Below are 18790 nucleotides of genomic sequence, written 5' to 3' on the forward strand. Positions count from 1 at the left end.
TTTCACTATATGTTCAAAAGTGAACAATATCAAACAATAGATTTCAAAATGAACAATTTAAAATCTTCTTGTTGTCTACATCCGGGAACGTCATACACAACAATAACCACCCCAGCGACACATGTATCGCTGGGGATTTATCGCTGGGAAGGTTAGAAAGGCTTGCAGGAAGAAGCGAAAAGCAGCGAGCGATTAACTCGCCACTTTGAAGAAAGACATTAATTGTTGCAGGTGTTGCGATTGGTCATTGGTCTGTTCGGCAGTAGCCGCAAGTTCTTCAGCGGCGGCGGCGTTTTGTTGGGTGGCGGCATTGATTTGGCTCATGGCCACATTTACCTCCGATAAACCGCTGGACTGTTCGGTTGAGCTGGCGGAAATTTCCTGTACCAAATCCGAGGTCTTGGTAATTGCCGGAACCATATCGCCCAAGAGTTGGCCTGCGTGTTCTACCAGCTCCACATTACTGTTGGTCAGTGCGTCAATTTCCTGCGCTGCTACGCGACTGCGTTCGGCCAGCTTGCGCACTTCGCTCGCCACTACGGCAAAACCACGCCCATGTTCACCCGCACGCCCTGCTTCAATAGCCGCGTTCAACGCGAGCAAATTGGTCTGGTAGGCAATGTCATCAATGATCGCTACTTTTTCAGCGACCAGGCGCATAGCCTCGACGGTTTGGGTCACTATGGTGCCGCCTTCTTTTGCTTGTAGTGCGGCTTTGGATGCTATGCCATTGGTTACTTTTGAATTGTCGGAATTTTGCGCCACTGAACTGGAAATTTGCTCAAGCGTGGCAGAAATTTGCTCCACGCTGCTGGCTTGTTCCGTCGTAGACTGGCTCAAGCTTTGGGTGGTTGCCGATACTTGCGCTGAAGCGCTGGAGAGTGCATCCGAGGTGTTGAGAATATCGGTCACGGTTTGCGACAAACGCTCCATGGAGTCATTCATAGCCGTCAGTAGCTGGCCAAATTCATCGCGGCGCTGATCCTGGTTGCGGAAGCTGAGATCGCCCTCCGCCAGTTGGCGCACCGCAGCAGCGACAGTTTGTAATGGTGTAGTGATACTGCGGAACAAGACAACCGAGAGCACTATGGCCAGGAGAATGCCTATGGCACCGGTAATAATCATCGCGATTGAAGTACTACGGAAATTGGCGACTGCGGATTCGTGTTTCTCGGTAAGGATTTGCTCCAGACGCTCTTGCATTAAATCCAATTGGTTACGCATGGCTTCAAAATCTTCAGCGGCTTTACCCGTGCTCAACTGCAAGGCCGCCGCACGCGATGCCTGGTCGCCCTGTTTTACCAGCGCAATCACTTCATCGGTAGATGTCTCCCATATATCGCGAAGGCTGGCATAGAGTTTCATTTGCTCGCGTAATTTGTCGTCATCCATCAGGCTGAAAAACTGATCGACACGGTCGCGCGCCTGCTGTTTATTTTCCGCGTGTTCTTCCAGCAAGGTTTTGATTTTGTCACTTGCCGGGTCTGTCGCGATAAGGGTGCGCTCAGCCACCAAGGCTTGCTGGAGATCCCGATCCGATGAGTAAAGGGTGCTGGTACCCGGCACGAAATTACTGAGGATGAGCTTGGTAGTGCTATGTTCCTGATGGAAGGCATAGGCGACAAAAACCAGCAGTGCCACAAAGGTGAGTGTCACCAAGGCAAAACCGCCACCTAAACGTTTGGACACTGAAATATTTACTAGCATAGATTGCCTCCATTCTTGCGATCGGCTAATAGCAGGTCGATTGTTATCATGGTAGATAGACTTTTACCCTAGCTCCAAAACAGTGCTTCTTCCAGTTTAGGGTTCATCCAGCCTAGTCAGGGCTGGCCGCCTTGGCTATGCTTGCGCATCTGTTCAGCAGCCCGATAGCGCCTGTAACCTATGCCCAAACGCTCCTATCATCTTGCCTTTTTGGCCTTTACTTTCTGGCTGCTTAGCAGCTGGGCGGGGGCGCATGGGCATTTTTGTTTTGATGGGCAGGAGCCACCGATTTCGGTGCATATGCATTTGGATGGCCATGAGGCGCACGATCATCATCCGGATGAAGTCCATCAGGATGCCGATATAGAACTGGGTACGTCGGTGTTGGCCAAGCTGGGCAAGATCGATTTAGGCTTGATTCTGCTCGCGGCGGTGGCACTGGGCTTGCTGGTGTTGCCCGCACGTTTTGGGATAGGTTTCTATCAACCATTCCATTTTTCCTTCCCGCTCTACACACGGCCGCCGCTGCGCGCGCCACCTTTCGCTGCCTGAGTTTTAACCTGAAATTCATCCGTCGCTCCCGTTTGCGGGAGTCCAGTTTTTCGATGTTTCGTTAAACCTATGGATCCCCGCTTCGCGAGGATGACGACTCCCGGTTTGGTTTTGCGTGATCGACTCACGGCAGGAAATGTAATGAAAATCCGTTTATCTGCACTGGCATTTGTCGCCAGTGCTGTCTGTGCACCTGTGCAGGCTCAAGACCCTATTAGTTTTCAGGACACTATTAACGCTCAGAACACTATTAGCTCTCAGGACACGCTCAGCCTGCAGCAAGCACTGAGCGCGAGCTTGCAGCACAACCCGCACTTGGCGGGCTATCAATTTCGCCGCGCGGCTCTGGCCGGCGAGCACACCACTGCGGCCTTGCGACCAGAGCTGCGCCTGCAGGGCGAGCTGGAGAACGTCGCGGGTTCGGGTGAGTTATCGGGTATGGATGGCGCTGAATTTACGCTGTCGTTCACCTCCATCATTGAACTGGGCAAGCAGCGCGATGCGCGCCTTGGCGTGGTAACTGCGCGCCAGCAACAGCTGGCAACACAACAGCGCGTGGCGGTGCTGGATCTGGTCGCAGCAGTGAATTACCGCTTTATCGCCCTGCTCGCCGCGCAGGAACAGGTGCGTTTGGAGGAAGAGGCGCAGCGGCTGGCGGAGCAGTTAGTCGATAGCCTGACCAAGCGCGTCAAGGCAGGCAGTACGCCCCAGGCCAAGTTAATGCGCGCCCGCGCGGCACTGGCACGCACCAGGATCGCGCTGGAAAAATCCCGCCAGCAAGCCCGGCAGGAAGCTCTGCAATTAAGTGCTTACTGGGCTGACCCCACGCCGGACTTCACCCGCGCCAGCGGCGATTTGTTTGCACTAACTAACCCGCAAACCCTTGCCGAATGGCAAACACGCCTTGCACAGAACCCAGACGTGGCACTTTTGGGTGATGAAACCCGCCTGCGCGCGGCTGAACTGCGCAAAGCAGAAGCAGAGGGCAAGCTGGCCTTGGGCTGGAATGCCGGAGTGCGTCAGTTGCAGGCATCAAATGACACAGCGTTAGTGCTCGGCCTCAGTGTTCCATTGGCAAGCGGTAAACGCGCCAGCGGGTCGATCCAGGCCGCCCGTGCCGAACAAGATGCTGCACAATTTGCCGAAGATAGCATCAGATCGCAGCTTGAAACTCGCTTGAACCAAACCTTTGCTGCCCATCAACAAGCCTGGAGCGAGGCGCAGAGCCTGCGCGACCAGATTTTGCCGCTCATGCAAGAGGCCAGCCGCGCGACCGCCAACGCCTTTGAACAGGGGCGCTATAGCTCGCTGGAGCTGGCCATGGCACAGCGCGAACTGCTCGATGCTCGCGCCGAACTCATCAGCGCCGCCCTGCGCGCCCACCAAACCCGCATTGAACTGGAGCGCCTGACCGCGTCCGCGCCCGTTCCCTCAACCCAATCAGGGGAAACAGCCCAATGAACAGTCTTATCAGCACCCTTTTGTTAATTGCGAGCCTCGGCCTCTCGGCCCCACTGTTCGCCTCTGGCGATCACGGCCACGATGAACACGACGAACACCACCCCGAAGAACCCGCAAAGGGCAGCCACAATGGCCGTCTGTTGGAAGACGGCGAATTTGTGGTCGAGTTGGCGATTGTTGAGCAGGGCATACCACCCGAATACCGCGCCTGGGCAAGTGTTGATGGCAAACCGCTCAAACCGGATGACTGGCAATTGGAAGTGGAACTCACCCGTTTGGGTGGCGAGGTCAATCGCTTTGCGTTCAAACCCGAACAGGATTTCCTGCGCGGGCAGGGCGTAGTGGAAGAGCCGCATTCGTTCGATATCAAAGTCACTGCGCGTTATCAAAACCAACGCCATGAATGGACTTATCCCTCCTATGAAGGGCGCATCGCTATGGCCGCCGACATTGCTGCAGCGTCCACTATCACCACCGCCATCGCGGCTGAAGGCGCACTGCAAGAGCGCATCAAGCTCTACGGCAATATCGTGGCCGACCCCTTGCGGCTGAGCCATATTCAAGCGCGTTATCCCGGCCTGATCCGCAGCGTCAAACCCAGCATCGGCATGCGCGTAAAAGCGGGCGAGGTGATTGCTACGGTGGAGTCCAACGAAAGCCTGCGCGAATATCCGCTGCTGTCGCCCATCGATGGCACAGTAGTCGAGCGCCACGCCAATGCCGGTGAATTTACGGCCGACCGCGTGCTGTTCAGCATCCTCGATGAGCGCGTGCTCGAACTGCATCTGCAAGCCTTTCCCACCGATGCCGCCAAGGTCAAAAACGGCCAGGCGATTGTGATCAACGCCAATGGGCAGCAGGCACAGACCAACATTGAATACATCACCCCGCGCCACGGCGATACCCCTACGCTCGAAGTCCATGCGCCGGTGGATAACAGCGGCGGCCAGTGGGTGCCCAACCAAGCGGTTGAGGGTTGGGTAAGTGTGGCCGATACGCCCGTTGCCTTGCGCGTGGAAAACCGCGCGCTGCAAAGTTTCCGCGATTGGCAGGTGGTGTTTATTAAAGTTGGTGACACCTATGAGATTCGCCCGCTGGAGCTTGGCCGCAGCGATGGCATTTACACCGAAGTGCTCGCTGGCTTGAACGCGGGCGATGAATATGTGGTGGAAAACGCTTACATCCTCAAAGCCGACCTGGAGAAATCCGGGGCGAGCCACGACCACTAAGCGCAGGAGCTATCAATATGATTCAGGAGAATTGTCACCATGATTGATGCAATCCTGCGCACCGCCATCGCGCGGCGCTGGTTAGTGCTGGCCGCTGTGGGTTTTCTCATCGGCTTGGGCATGTGGAATTACCAGCGCCTGCCAATTGATGCAGTGCCCGACATCACCAACGTGCAAGTGCAAATCAATACCGAAGCACCCGGTTATTCGCCACTGGAAACTGAACAGCGCATCACTTATCCAGTAGAAACGGCGCTTGCCGGTTTGCCCAAACTCGCCTACACCCGTTCGATTTCGCGTTACGGTTTATCGCAAGTTACGGTGGTATTTGAAGAGGGAACGGATATTTATTTTGCGCGCAATTTAATTAGCGAGCGCATCGCGCAAATCAAATCCGCACTGCCGGAAAATATTTCGCCGGTCATGGGGCCCATCGCCACCGGCCTCGGTGAAATTTTTATGTACACGCTCAAAGCAACCTCTTCATCAAAAGAAGGTCCTGAAACCTTCAACGCAATGCAATTGCGCGAATTGCAGGATTGGGTAATCCGCCCGCAATTAATGCAAGTCAAAGGTGTGGTGGAAATTAACGCGATTGGCGGTTACACGCGGCAGTATCACATTGCGCCCGATCCGGTGAAATTATTGCAATGGCAATTGGGTTTTGATGATCTGATTAATGCACTCAATGCCAACAACAATAATCGCGGTGCCGGTTATATCGAACGCAATGGCGAACAATTATTGGTGCGCACCCAAGGCCAACTTGAAAGCATTGCGGATATTGAAAACGTCATTGTCAGCAACCGCACCGGCGTAAAAGTGCGCATCCGCGATCTGGCGCAGGTTGCAATTGGCAAAGAATTGCGCACCGGCGCGGCCACGCAAAACGGGCGTGAAATTGTGCTGGGCACCGCGATGATGTTGATGGGCGAAAACTCGCGCACCGTTGCGCGCGCACTCGCGGCCAAACTGGAAGACATTAATCGCTCACTGCCCGAAGGCGTTACCGCAACGGCGGTTTACGACCGCACCACACTGGTCGATAAAACCATCGCTACCGTGCAAAAAAATTTGCTCGAAGGCGCGCTGCTGGTGATTGCGGTTTTATTTTTATTGCTCGGTAATTTACGCGCGGCGCTGATCACTGCCGCCGTGATTCCCATCACCATGTTGATGACCATTACCGGCATGGTGGAAGCGGGTGTGTCGGCCAACCTGATGAGTTTGGGGGCGCTGGATTTTGGTCTGATTGTGGATGGTGCAGTCATTATTGTAGAGAACTGCATCCGCCGCTTAGGCGAAGCACAGCGCAGCAGTTCACTCTCGCTTAAAGAGCGATTACAACTCGCCTATGAAGCCACCAATGAAGTCATCCGCCCGAGTTTATTCGGTGTAGGCATTATTACGCTGGTGTACTTGCCGATTTTTACGCTCACCGGTGTGGAAGGAAAAATGTTTCACCCCATGGCAATCACTGTTGTCATCGCATTAACAGCAGCATTGATCTTGTCGATCACCTTTGTACCTGCCGCTATCGCACTGTTGATGAACGGAAAAATTGCCGACCATGAAAGCCGTGCAATGCATTGGTTAAAACGTCGCTATCAACCACTGTTGGTCGCAGCATTGGATTTTAAAGCGATTATTCTTGGCAGTGCGATGGTATTGGTGATCGGTTGTGTGTGGCTCGCCACACGTTTGGGTTCGGAATTTATCCCGCAATTGGACGAAGGCGATATTGCGCTGCACGCGCTGCGTATTCCCGGTACCGGTTTGGAGCAAGCGGTGGCGATGCAAAGTGTGCTTGAAGCGCGCATCAAACAATTTCCGGAAGTGGATAATGTGTTTGCCAAAATCGGCACTGCCGATGTCGCAACCGACCCTATGCCGCCATCAGTTGCCGATAATTATGTGATCCTCAAACCGCGCGACCAATGGCCAAATCCCAAACGCAGTAAACAGGATTTGGTCGATGCAATTGAGAAATCAGTGCGCGAGTTGCCCGGCAACAATTACGAATTCACTCAGCCGATTCAAATGCGTTTTAACGAATTGATTTCCGGTGTGCGTTCAGATTTAGGGATTAAAGTGATCGGCGATGACCTCAATCAATTGCAAATATCGGCCGCTGAAATTTTGGAAGTTGTAGAAAAAATTCCCGGCGCTGCCGATGCGCGCATGGAACAAGTCACAGGTTTGCCGGTGCTCACCATCACACCCAAACGCCAACAATTGGCAGCTTATGGTTTGACGGTGAATGAAGTGCAGGATTTTGTCGCCACCGCAGTTGCCGGTACAAGCGCAGGATTAATGTATGAAGGCGACCGTCGTTTTGAAATTATTCTGCGCCTGCCCGAACATTTGCGCACTGATGTGCTCGCATTGGAACGCTTGCCGGTTCCCATTAGTGGTGAACCGTATTTTGTTCCGCTCAATGAAATTGCGCGCATTGAACTCACACCCGCACCCAACCAAATCAGTCGCGAAAATGGCAAACGCCAGATCATCGTCACTGCCAATGTGCGCGGCCGCGATTTGGGATCATTTGTGCGCGAGGTGCAAACGCAAATTAACGCGCAAGTGAAATTGCCGAGCGGTTATTGGCTGGATTATGGCGGCACCTTTGAGCAGCTCGAATCCGCGAGCAAACGTTTGGCAATTGTTGTTCCATTAACACTGTTAATGGTCATCACACTATTGGTAATGGCTTTCGGTTCACTAAAAGATGCGCTGATTATTTTCACCGGCGTACCTCTCGCACTCACCGGCGGCGTACTCGCACTCTGGCTGCGCGATATGCCGTTATCGATGAGTGCAGGCGTGGGTTTTATTGCACTCTCCGGTATTGCCGTCTTGAATGGTTTGGTCATGCTCGCGTTTATCCGCCAGCTCTACCACGAGTCTGGCGATTTAATTCACGCGATTATCGAAGGTGCTTTAACGCGCTTACGTCCGGTGTTAATGACCGCACTCGTCGCAAGCTTAGGTTTTGTGCCCATGGCATTTAACGTGGGCATTGGTGCAGAAGTACAGCGGCCACTGGCGACAGTAGTGATTGGTGGGATTATTTCATCGACATTATTAACGCTGGTGGTGTTACCGATTTTATATGCGTTAGTACACAGAAAAAAAACATAATTTAATTCTATGTAGGTTGGGGCGAACCGAATATAAACCGCATTGGTAACCCCCAACCGACATACTTAAACCTGCCTACTGATACAGAATTTCAATCACTTTCCCTGCAACTCTGCCTTCTTTTTTCAATTGCCCATTAGCGACATTGGAAAGAAAAATATAGCTAATCTGGTCTTCCGGTAAACGTAAAATATCTGAGTGAAAACCATATATTTGACCTGGATGACCTATGGTTGGTTTACCTGAAATATCTTCAATTCCCAAACCATAGCCATAGCCCACAAACGGCACAAAGCCATTGGTAAATTTATACGGTGTAGTCGCTTCTGTGTAATTGGCTTTATTTAACAGCTTTCCGTTATGGAGCGCTTCATTCCAAATAAATAAATCATTTACCGTCGTGTATAAAGCTGCTGCGCCATTCCATGTCGTCATATTGACATTGATTGCGCGAACCGGCTTTCCCTCTTTCATAATGTAGCCAATCGCACTGTGGGGATAGTTGATGTGATTATCGTAAAGCCCGGAATTTTTCATGCCTAACGGATCAAACAGATTTTTCTGCATATAGGTTGCAAGCGGCATGTTTGCTACTTTTTCAACTATCAACCCTAACATAAAATACCCGTTACCCGAATAAGCCCATTTTTCTCCCGGCTCAAAAAAGAGATCATGTTTTTTGATGTACTCCATATGCACATCAGGGTCAACCGCTTGATCTAACGGAAAAGGAAATTCTTCATCTTTTTGATGATCCCAAATACCAGACGTATGATTAAGCAAATTTCTTATCGTAATTTTTTCGCCCTGCGAAAAATCAGGAAAATACTGGATCAAGCGATCATCCAACGACAACTTTTCTTGCTCGGCTAATTGCAAAATAGAAACTGCCGTAAATTGCTTGGTAATGGAAGCGGCTCTAAATTTTGTGTTGCTATCATTCGGCACTTTATTTTCTGCATCCGCCAAACCTACACTGCCTTGCGCAATAATTTTTCCACCCTTAGCGATTAAATAAGAAAAGCCCGGCAAATTTGGATCGGATAATGATTGAAAATATGCCGATATTTGTTCAGCGTTATAATTATCTTTCGTTTTTGCATCAACCATAGGAGTAACTTGTTGGCTTGAGCACCCCGCTAAAATTGATATCGAAAGTAGCAACGCAAGAAAATAACCTATACCCTGTAATGCCTTCATATAATTTAATCCTTATAGTACTGATGCGTTAAAAATTCCTGCTGCTAATCATCACGAGTAGGAATGGCCGGTGAAAAACGATTAACCTTTAGAAACACTATTTCGGGTTTCTGTTTTGTCTTATGGTCTTTAATCTGGAAGTAGTTGCATGATGAAGACCCGGAAAGAAATGCTGTTTCTTGCTAAGCTTTATACGGTAGATTCCGGTTGCGTTGAATAGAACTGGTAATTATTTTTACCCTGTTGCTTCGCGCGGTACATGGCGCTGTCGGCCTGTTTCATCAGGCTTTTTTCATCGCTCGCGTCATTTGGGTAAAGGCTAATGCCAATGCTTGCTGAAATATGACAGGCCTGCTCTTCGATATAAACTTCTTCGCGTGCGGCTTGTAATATTTTCTCGGCAATTTTGGCAACGGCATCACGATTATTGGTTTCGGGCAGCAGTATCACAAATTCATCGCCGCCGAGTCGCCCGACAATATCGTTTACGCGCAAACTCTGTTTAAAACGTCGCGCCATTTCGCTTAATAGAAGATCGCCCGCATCGTGCCCCCAAGTGTCATTGATGCGCTTAAAACCATCCAGATCAATAAACAAAATGGCCAATCCACGCTGATAGCGTTGCGCCGACTGAATCGCTAAATCCACCAATTGTGAAAACATATAACGGTTGGGAAGTTGGGTCAGGCTGTCGTGGGTTGCTAAAAAATGAATGCGCTCTTCGGCGCGTTTGCGCTCACTGATGTCGCGCCCCAAACCTACCAAGCCAACGATGTTTCCCTGCGCATCTTTAACGGGTAATTTTGTGGTTAATAACCAGCGCATCTGCCCGGTTTCTTTATTAACGGCTAATTCTTCGCGGTTAATTAAGCCTTCGCCAGTTTGCAATATGCGTTGCTCGTCATTAAAAAACTGCTGCGCCATGGCTTCGGGAAAAAAATCAAAATCATCTTTGCCGAGTAATTGCTCCGGCGTGGTGCCCATACCCCGTGCGACCGCTTCATTGGCCAATAAGAATTTGCTGTGAATATCTTTCACAAAGATGGCATCGGGCAAAGCATCTACCAGTGTGCGCATCAGGTTGCGCTCCTGCTCAAGGGCCGCACTAATCTGGCTTAACTCCGCGGTGCGTTCTGCCACTCGTTGTTCCAATGCCGCATTCAGATCGCGTGCTTGAAATTCAGCACGTTTAAATTGCGTGATATCGCGCGTGATACCAACAATACCGATGACCTTGCCCTGATCATCCAACAATGGCACCTTGGTAGTAGAGTGCCAGCGCAATTCTCCAGTTTTATAATCGCGCAGCTCTTCTTCGCGCCCCATGAGCGGTTGCCCGCTGCGCATCACCTGTTGATCATCGCTGCGGTAGGCTTGTGCTACATCGGGCGGATTCAGGTCAAAATCCGTTTTACCCAATATTTCATCGGGCGATTTAGCACCGACAATAGCGACTAGCGCCGCATTGGCATAGATGAAACGACCCTGCTCATCCTTGGCATAGATGAGATCGAACACGTTATCGCCCAGAGTGCGGAGTAAATGACGTTCCATAGAAAAATTTTTATCGCTAGAAGTGCGTCAATTTAGTGACTAGGCTTATAGTATAGGTCGCTATTAGCCGTGCACATAAATAAAACCAGACATTATGACTGGCCTTGTTGGGTGCACACCTTCCCTTGTCCTCAAACTACAGGAGTCAATCATGGGCGCTACTTGTTGCCATGATGATCATGAACCTCCACACGCTCCCGATCCGAAATATCGCCGGATTTTATGGATTGCGCTGATTGTGAATGCGCTGATGTTTGTAATTGAAATTATTTTTAGCCAGCGCGCCAATTCGGTTTCGTTAATGGCGGATGCGATCGATTTTTTGGGTGATTCCGCTAACTACGGTATTAGTATTTGGGTGTTGGCGATGAGTGTGCAAACGCGCGCAAAAGCATCGCTGGTTAAGGCTGCATCCATGGGATTTTTTGGTATTGCGGTATTAAGTCATGCTATTTGGAATGCGATTACCGGCGTGGTACCCGATGCACAGACCATGACGCTGGTTGGTTTTCTTGCACTGGTAGCGAATGTGACTGTGGCGATTTTGCTTTATGCGTATCGCAATGGCGACAGCAACATGCGTAGCGTGTGGTTGTGTACACGCAACGATGCGTTGGGCAATATCGCCGTTATACTCGCTGCAATTGGAGTATTTGGTACAGGCACCAATTGGCCGGATTTAATTGTCGCCACCATTATGGCAAGCCTTGCGTTAACCGCATCGGTTCAGGTAATCAAACACGCGCAAATTGAATTAAAACATTAACAATTGCATGACATAAAAAACCCGGAGATGTCCGGGTTTTTTTATTGCTAACTGATTGCAAAAGTATCTGGATTATTCCGGCAACCACATGCGCGCGGTGCGTGCTGGCAACGCGAAGGTATAGCTGCTGCTATTGATGTAAACCAAATTGCCGTTGGTCAACACATCGCGGTAATTACGGTACCACTTAAAGCGGCTGTTAGTGTTCACACTGAAATTTTGTTGGCTGCCGCATTTGTTAATACCCACCACACCTTCTTCACCACGGCGAAATAAAATCGCGCAGCTGTTGTGCGCCAACACTTCCATACCTTGCCCTTGTACTGTGTTGTGGAATTTCAACATCGCGGCAATGTGTGCCGCTTTATACGCATTTACCCAACGGTTGCTATCTGTGCCGGTGCTATCGCTAAAAATTAATGGCTTTCCACCATCGCGCCCCATGATGTAGGCGTACGCCAATTTTTCATCGGTTGCATCCATTATCCAGGCACGGAAACCACTGTTGAGTGGAATGTCGTGATTGATAGTGAAGGTGACCGCACGGAAACGGTCAATCGCTTGACCTACCGCTTGTGGATCTACCAGCGAACTCATGCTGCCGTTAAATCCAAACGCATTGCGGATGTGTTGGAACAACGGGAAGTCATAGGCGTTGTGATTGGTATCGCGCAAGTAAGGGCTGAGAAAGCGGTCAAATTCCACATTGCCTGCACCGCCGCTGGTAATGATCTCGCCAAACAAATACATATTGGTTTTGATGGTGGAGGTAAAAATTTGGTTAAGGTGATACGCCGTCATGTGTTTGGCTGCATCAATACGGAAACCTTTTACGCCCATATTTTTCAGTGCAGTTAAATAATTGCGCTGTTGCGTCACAACCCAATTGTTAGGGTTCAAATCCGGTAAACCGGTATCGCCACCACCGCCGCACATGCGCCAGTTTTGCACTTGCCACACATCGTTATAATCGCTGATGCAATTGGCAGGGTTAAAATCTCCACTGCCAAATATTCCCTGGGTTAAATCACCAAATAATTTTTGGTTGTTCCAATAAGTCGCATTGGAATTGTACGCGCTAACCGCTGCAGTGCCGGGGAAATCTGTTGCGGCATTGCGCTCATTCGCCATGTGGTTCAGCACAATGTCTGCATACACAGCCACGCCTTGTGCATTTAATGCATTAACCATGGTTTGGAAACTTTGTTTGTTACCGCGCGCGTGATCAATAACGCGGATATCTTGCGGCTGATAGCGTTGCCACCATGCCGAATTGGCTGCATTAGATTTTAATGGCGGCGCAACCAATACGGCTTTGTAGCCCAAATTTTTGATTTCGGTGGCCTTGGCCGATACATCGCTGTAATTCCAATCGAACGCATGCAAAATCGCATCGGCACTGGCCTGTTGCACAATACCAATGCCGGTTAACGACAGGCTGATCATCGCAGCCGATAAAAAACGTTTTAGAACCGTAGTTTTCATGTGGATTCCCTCGCGGAGATTCGGGGTTGATTATGGTTATTGTGTTTTTTTGGGTAAAGCAATTCCCTCACGCAAATGCGCATGAAAAAATCGATTCACCGGCTGGATAAATGTATCCAAAATGCAATGCTACGCAGCGTGGATCACACACTTGGCAACAAGACAGAAATGGGTTGTAACCTTGGCTCTATCCTGAATTCTCAATCCAGAGTTATTGTTATTTCACTAACAGAGCACGCGCGCTAACAGGGGTTGTACACGCATAAGCTGCCAACTCTTTGCGGTTAATTTGCAGCCAAAATAGTTAAATCCATTTAGAGGAATTTGAAAAGTCTGCTGCATACGTATTCATACGCTTGTTATCAGTTTTATTGAATTGTGTGAATACAAAATAAAAATCCGGGAAAGAGTGCTCTTTCCCGGATTTTTTTATTATCCAAAAATGTGTGTTATTTGATTGCACTACCGTTTATCGAGCCAGATACCAATTCAGTGACATCACCTTCAGATTCTGTTTTTATAGATACACCTGAATTTACTGTCACCCAGTTAATGTACACACTTGTAGTGGTAATGTTCGATGTTGTTGATTTAGTGTTGGTTTCAAAACGACAGGCATCAAATGTACCTGCTGGAACAGTGACGGATTCTGTGCCTTTAAAGGTGACTGTACTGTCGTAATCACTGGTGACAGTAGCAGGGAACCCCAATACTTGCACAGTTGATGTAATAGAATATTTCTGGGTGTAGCTTTCACCTGCATTCAAATCAAAACGCTCAATACGTTCAGGCGCAATCGTCAGTGTTGAACTGGAAGCAACAGGTGCTGTGGTATCCACCTGGCTACCATAATAGCTAAAGCGTTTTGCACTGTTATCCACTTTAAAATAATTTTTTGTGGTTGATATAGAAGGAGCATCGCCTGTTGCATGGGTTTGACTAACCGATTCAATTGCAGACTTGCCATTAAATGTCGCGCTGCCTTTAACTTCAGTATTCGATGTAAAATTAACGACTGCTCCGGTTTCGCCATCGGTAGTTTTATAGCTCAACACATTGCGATATCCCGATGTTATCAAATCCGGGTTGAAACAGGAGGCAGCATTACCTGTGCCGCTGCCACCGCCACTGGTTTTTGGTGGAATCGAATTAAAATTCCCGTCTTTCACCAGATTCAACAAATCCGCATAACTGGATAATGTGCTGGATGCATCTATGGCCGCTTGCAACTGGTCTAACAATTGATCCCATACATCGCCAATTTGGAAACTGATGGTGAGCGGATCAAAATTACCTGAGGGCAAACTGTAATTTGCGTTGGTCAAAATGGTTTTCAGATTATTTTGTGCTGTTTGCAATTGGGCGCTGTCAATTTGCCAACTAGTACCTTGGAACCAGGTTGATGGAAGTTGTGTAGAAGCATTAGCAACCAACAAATCTGTTAAGGGCGTAATGTTTACCGTGCCGGATGTTAATGCATAACTATGCAAGGTCACTGCCGGGGTGCCATCAGTAATTTGTAAAGCACAGGGAAATGATGCAAGTGGCAAGCTGCCAGAAAAAACACCTTGTGCATTAGTCGTTACAGTTTGGATAAAGCCGCTGCCGTCTGCACATTTAGCAGTGACCGTACCATTTACAATTGCCGCACCCACCGCAGCGGTTCCACTGACAACGGCATTTGCCTGACTGCTTGCTGCTGATGAATTGGCAGGTGCACTAGAAGCCGGTGTACTTGATGCCTGCATTGAACTTGCTGCTTCACTTGATGGTGCAACACTGGATGCTGGTGCTGAGCTTGTTGCTTCGCTTGATGGCGCAACACTGGATTCTGCTGCACTGCTCACAGCAGCAGACGATAGGGAACTACTGGAAGAAGTCATCGGTTTTTTCTTGTTATCGTCACCGCCACATCCAACCAGTAGCAAACCGACAAGAACACCAACTAACGAACTTATATTAACTCTCATGATGCATTTTCCTATTCAGCGATTGAGTGAGTAGGTCAGCATCATGCAGCGTTTGATTTTTTACTACCCCTGTTCAGGGGGGATGATTAAATTGACGACATAATGAGTACCATCATTCACACACTCAAGCTGCGCATTTATTTCACGTGCACGTTCATAAATTATTCGCTGGCCACTACCATTTCCCGCTATTTCATTTGTAACCATCGGATTTTTGATACAAATGTGTTGCTCGTGAAAGTGAATCTGAATGGATGGATGGGACGCATACTTAAGCGCATTACTAATCGCTTCGCGCAGGATGCGAGACAAATTGGTGTACATACGCGGCGATAAAAGTATCGGTAAATTTTCAGATTGGTCGAGCCAATCAAGATGTGCACCGGCAAGCCTACACCGCTCTTCTGCTTCTTTACGCCATTGGGCAAGCGCCTGTTCTTTTTCAACTGGCGCCTGCTCCAAGGCTGAAACCAACTGGCGCATATCTGCTATCGCACTACGCACCAATGGTTTGGTTTCATCAGTACTGGCATGCAACAATTTAAGCAAGGTCGCACCTAAATCGTCATGCATATCCCTGCGAATTCGATCGCGCTCCAGTTGAACACCCTGGTTGCGAGCTTCTATTCGCTCTAACGCCAATCCTACGATTTGCTGTAAATGTTTTACCGTTTTGATATCTGCAAACGTAAATAACCTTGCTCCGGAATCGGGTAAATCAATCTGAAAATGATATTGCAAGTGATTAGGGTAGGCAGGCACTAATAGCCTTAATCCGTCGTTGGTGATTGCTGGATACTCCTGTTTTCCATCGCATTGTTTAACGTGAGGCGTGCGCCACACCTCACGAAAAATTTCCAGCCACCGCTCATTACTGGTTTTAAAAGATTGGTTGGCTTCCCGGTCAATTAACAGGTGGATGACATTGCCAATCCAGACATTCATACCCGCATTATTATGTTTGCCAATTCGGTTCCATAAAAATTGTCGCAGCGGAAAATAAAGCCAGCCAGCAATTGCTAGCGCAATAGGTAATGCCAACTCCTGCGGCAGCGCTAATCCACCGACCAGCGCAATATCAAACAATACGATAAATAAACCACTGACAAACCAGCCCGTAATGGAATGCCACCATTGTTCCAATTGAAATAGCCGATACTTCACTATTCCCAATGCCAGCCCCCAGTACATGACTAAAAAGGCACCGAACATAATCCCTTGTGGCGCGGGTGGTGCAATGTGCAAAGCGGCAGGAATAATAATAAGACCTGCAAATAAACCCGTTGCGGTATAAATAGATAACAAAAACCAGCGTAGTGCTGCGCGCGCGCTAGGGTTATTTCGCGTTTTTTTCCATTGGATAACAGAAAATATAAAACTGATAGAAAAAATAAATAACACCGCAAGATGCATAAATGCAGGCGCTAACCATTGCAGAAGATTTAACACCCAAGCGACTAATGCGATGTTATATATAACCAGCGGGACTTTTAGATTGCCGAGCCGTATAGGATAAGTCCAGAGCAACGACGTTAGTGATGCAGTAAAAAACAGTGCACCAAAATGATTGATTGCCGACAATACACGGAATACTTCTCCACTGATGATCAATTCTCGCGTGCTGTAGATGGCAGCAGCAGGAGCAAAGATTAAATAACCCACTCCGGTAAGTGCATATAAAATCGCTGCAGAATCCCGTCGGCGAGATGCCCACACCAACGCCCCCGTTAACGCCCCGCCGACACCGACAAATAATTGAAACCAAAACAAGACTGGCAGCGACGTGAGTGGACGGCTACTTGTGTAGAGGGGAATTATCTGACCATCTGCAGTGATCAATGACAACTCGCCATTTGAGCTACCTTGGAACAAGGCCTGCTGATCGCGCATCAATTGATTGAACTCTTCATAGCTGGGCAGTGTATCCGGCTCTTCCATAAATAACGTCGGGGCAAAGTGATACTGCTCTTGTCCTGATTGAAGCCCGATAACATCTAATGGAAGAGCTACCGCATGCTGCTGTAAGTACTTATCAATTACTTGTCGATTAGCACTTTGCTCATTTACGGCGGTTAGTTCCCAGCGATCACCATCGCTGTGATAATCCATGCTTAACCCCAACCAGGGCAATTGCAATGCGAGATAGACACACATAAGCACAACCGCAGAGCACACCAACGCTGATGCGGAAATCAAAATATACGGTGATTGAGGTTTTAACATACGCTAGTTGCGCCCTTGCACGAGGAAAATCCAGAACGATCATAATTTGCATAAACTATAATCATCACTATCTGATGATGGTAAACATAAACATACGTTATTTAATAGCAATAAAAGGGGTTGGCGTGAAATCAGCGTTGCTTGTGGAAGACATCGATAGTGTGGCTCAATCACTCGCCGGGTCACTCACCAAAGTATTTCCTGGCATTGAAGTATGTTTCGCGCCAGCCTTGGCTGATGCAATACAACATCTGAATCTGGCTACACCTGACATTATCCTGTTGGATCTTGGTCTACCTGATGGCCGTGGCAGCAATTTACTGTTGCATCGTGCATTGAGTGACCACACTTGGGTCGTTATCACCACTATTTTTGATGACGATGAATGTTTATTTGAAGCATTGCGGCTTGGTGCGCGCGGCTATTTATTAAAGGACGATCTGGGTGAGTCATTTGAACAAGCACTGGCAGGCATATTGGAAGGAAAGCCGCCACTGTCTGCCGGTATCGCAAGACGTATATTGCAGACATTCAGACCGACCAGCAAAGAACATAATCTCTCGGATCGGGAGCACAAATTACTGGGTTTGGTCGCGAGGGGTTACAGCGTCCAACGTGCGGCCAATGAATTAGGTATTACATACAATACCGCTGCCAGTTATTTAAAAAATGTGTATCAAAAATTGGAAGTGGGTTCACGGGCAGAAGCCACCCGCAAAGCCATCGATTTAGGATTGGTTTAACAACACCGCTGATAAAATATTCTCTATGCATTCATCTACCTTCCAACACACCGCCCAGCAAGAATACCAACGCGCGGCGACGCAATTAAAAAACAGCAAAGATGCCAATGCGGCGCTGAAAAAATCCTATGAGCGCTACGATAATCTTATCGCTGTTGCATTTAATGAAGCATCGGCCAAGCCAGAATGCAAAGCCGGTTGTGCGTTTTGTTGCCATTACAAAGTGGAAGCGCGTGCCCATGAGGTGCTGTTGGCGAAGGACTATATCCACAACCAATTCAGTGCAGAGAAAAAGGCGCTGCTTCTGGAGCGATTGACAGAAAATGCAGCCATCATTCGCGCACTTACGCCCGAACAACATCTGCTGACCAATATCCCCTGCGCGCTGCTGGACAATAACCAATGCAGCATTTACCCCGCGCGCCCATTCCGCTGTCGCAACTTCCATTCAACCGATGCGCAAGCCTGCAAGGATTCTTTTAATCACCCCGAGGATATGAATATTGTGACGGGTATGATCGAAGAGGCCGCGATTCTTGCCGATGCCCATACGCAGGGCTTTGAAGCGGCCGCGGAACAGACCGGGCGCGATAATCGCATCTACGATTTCACTACCGCACTGCTGGAAGCGCTCACCGATGAACAACCTCTCAAACGATACCAGCGCGGTAAAAAAGCCTTCCCGTCAGCAATTGAAGTGATCGCGGACTAACGCCACCGAGCGCACGGGGAAAACCGCCACAAACCAGCCAGAAATCA

The 18790-nt window shown here is 49.0% G+C and carries 13 protein-coding genes; 7 read left to right on the forward strand and 6 right to left on the reverse strand.

What is annotated here, in order from left to right; all coding sequences use genetic code 11:
• Positions 1-192 precede the first annotated feature (192 nt).
• The gene (locus B2739_RS02050) at positions 193-1707 is read right to left on the reverse strand and encodes a methyl-accepting chemotaxis protein (RefSeq protein ID WP_331344206.1); all 1515 of its coding nucleotides are present in this window, start codon (positions 1705-1707) and stop codon (positions 193-195) included.
• A gap of 180 nt (positions 1708-1887) precedes the next feature.
• Between B2739_RS02050 and B2739_RS02055 the strand changes: the two genes are divergently transcribed.
• From B2739_RS02055 to B2739_RS02070, 4 genes are all read left to right on the forward strand, one after another.
• Positions 1888-2259 (forward strand): hypothetical protein, encoded by a 372-nt coding sequence (locus tag B2739_RS02055; RefSeq protein ID WP_331344207.1) that lies wholly within the window; start codon positions 1888-1890, stop codon positions 2257-2259.
• A 141-nt stretch (positions 2260-2400) separates the two neighbouring features.
• Positions 2401-3720 carry a TolC family protein gene (locus tag B2739_RS02060; protein ID WP_331344208.1) on the forward strand — a complete coding sequence of 440 codons (1320 nt, stop codon included), beginning with the start codon at positions 2401-2403 and terminating at the stop codon, positions 3718-3720.
• A complete protein-coding gene (locus B2739_RS02065; protein WP_331344209.1) occupies positions 3717-4949 on the forward strand; it encodes an efflux RND transporter periplasmic adaptor subunit in 1233 nt (410 codons plus the stop codon). The genes B2739_RS02060 and B2739_RS02065 overlap by 4 nt, the downstream gene beginning before the upstream one ends.
• A gap of 39 nt (positions 4950-4988) precedes the next feature.
• Positions 4989-8090, forward strand: coding sequence for a CusA/CzcA family heavy metal efflux RND transporter (locus B2739_RS02070; protein WP_331344210.1), 3102 nt, complete (start codon positions 4989-4991; stop codon positions 8088-8090).
• A gap of 75 nt (positions 8091-8165) precedes the next feature.
• On the opposite strand, the gene B2739_RS02075 is transcribed toward B2739_RS02070, so the two are convergent.
• Positions 8166-9290 carry a serine hydrolase domain-containing protein gene (locus tag B2739_RS02075; protein ID WP_331344211.1) on the reverse strand — a complete coding sequence of 375 codons (1125 nt, stop codon included), beginning with the start codon at positions 9288-9290 and terminating at the stop codon, positions 8166-8168.
• A 189-nt stretch (positions 9291-9479) separates the two neighbouring features.
• On the reverse strand, positions 9480-10844 hold the full coding sequence (locus B2739_RS02080; RefSeq protein WP_331344212.1) for a diguanylate cyclase domain-containing protein: 1365 nt from the start codon (positions 10842-10844) through the stop codon (positions 9480-9482).
• A 151-nt stretch (positions 10845-10995) separates the two neighbouring features.
• Here B2739_RS02080 and B2739_RS02085 point away from each other — a divergent pair, with 151 nt between their 5' ends.
• Entirely contained in the window at positions 10996-11610 is a 615-nt protein-coding gene (locus B2739_RS02085; RefSeq protein WP_331344213.1) for a cation transporter, read from the forward strand.
• Between the two features lie 72 nt (positions 11611-11682).
• On the opposite strand, the gene B2739_RS02090 is transcribed toward B2739_RS02085, so the two are convergent.
• From B2739_RS02090 to B2739_RS02100, 3 genes are all read right to left on the reverse strand, one after another.
• Positions 11683-13095, reverse strand: coding sequence for an alpha-amylase family protein (locus B2739_RS02090; protein WP_331344214.1), 1413 nt, complete (start codon positions 13093-13095; stop codon positions 11683-11685).
• Positions 13096-13544: 449 nt separating this feature from the next.
• Positions 13545-15065 (reverse strand): hypothetical protein, encoded by a 1521-nt coding sequence (locus B2739_RS02095; protein WP_331344215.1) that lies wholly within the window; start codon positions 15063-15065, stop codon positions 13545-13547.
• 63 nt (positions 15066-15128) lie between these two features.
• On the reverse strand, positions 15129-17219 hold the full coding sequence (locus tag B2739_RS02100) for a hypothetical protein (protein ID WP_331344216.1): 2091 nt from the start codon (positions 17217-17219) through the stop codon (positions 15129-15131).
• 194 nt (positions 17220-17413) lie between these two features.
• Between B2739_RS02100 and B2739_RS02105 the strand changes: the two genes are divergently transcribed.
• Together B2739_RS02105 and B2739_RS02110 are read left to right on the forward strand one after the other, a co-directional pair.
• Positions 17414-18031 (forward strand): response regulator transcription factor, encoded by a 618-nt coding sequence (locus tag B2739_RS02105; RefSeq protein ID WP_331344217.1) that lies wholly within the window; start codon positions 17414-17416, stop codon positions 18029-18031.
• Between the two features lie 25 nt (positions 18032-18056).
• A complete protein-coding gene (locus tag B2739_RS02110) occupies positions 18057-18743 on the forward strand; it encodes a YkgJ family cysteine cluster protein (protein ID WP_331344218.1) in 687 nt (228 codons plus the stop codon).
• Positions 18744-18790: the final 47 nt, after the last annotated feature.

Origin of the sequence: Cellvibrio sp. UBA7661 (genome assembly GCA_002483365.1) — a bacterium.
Classification (GTDB): domain Bacteria; phylum Pseudomonadota; class Gammaproteobacteria; order Pseudomonadales; family Cellvibrionaceae; genus Cellvibrio.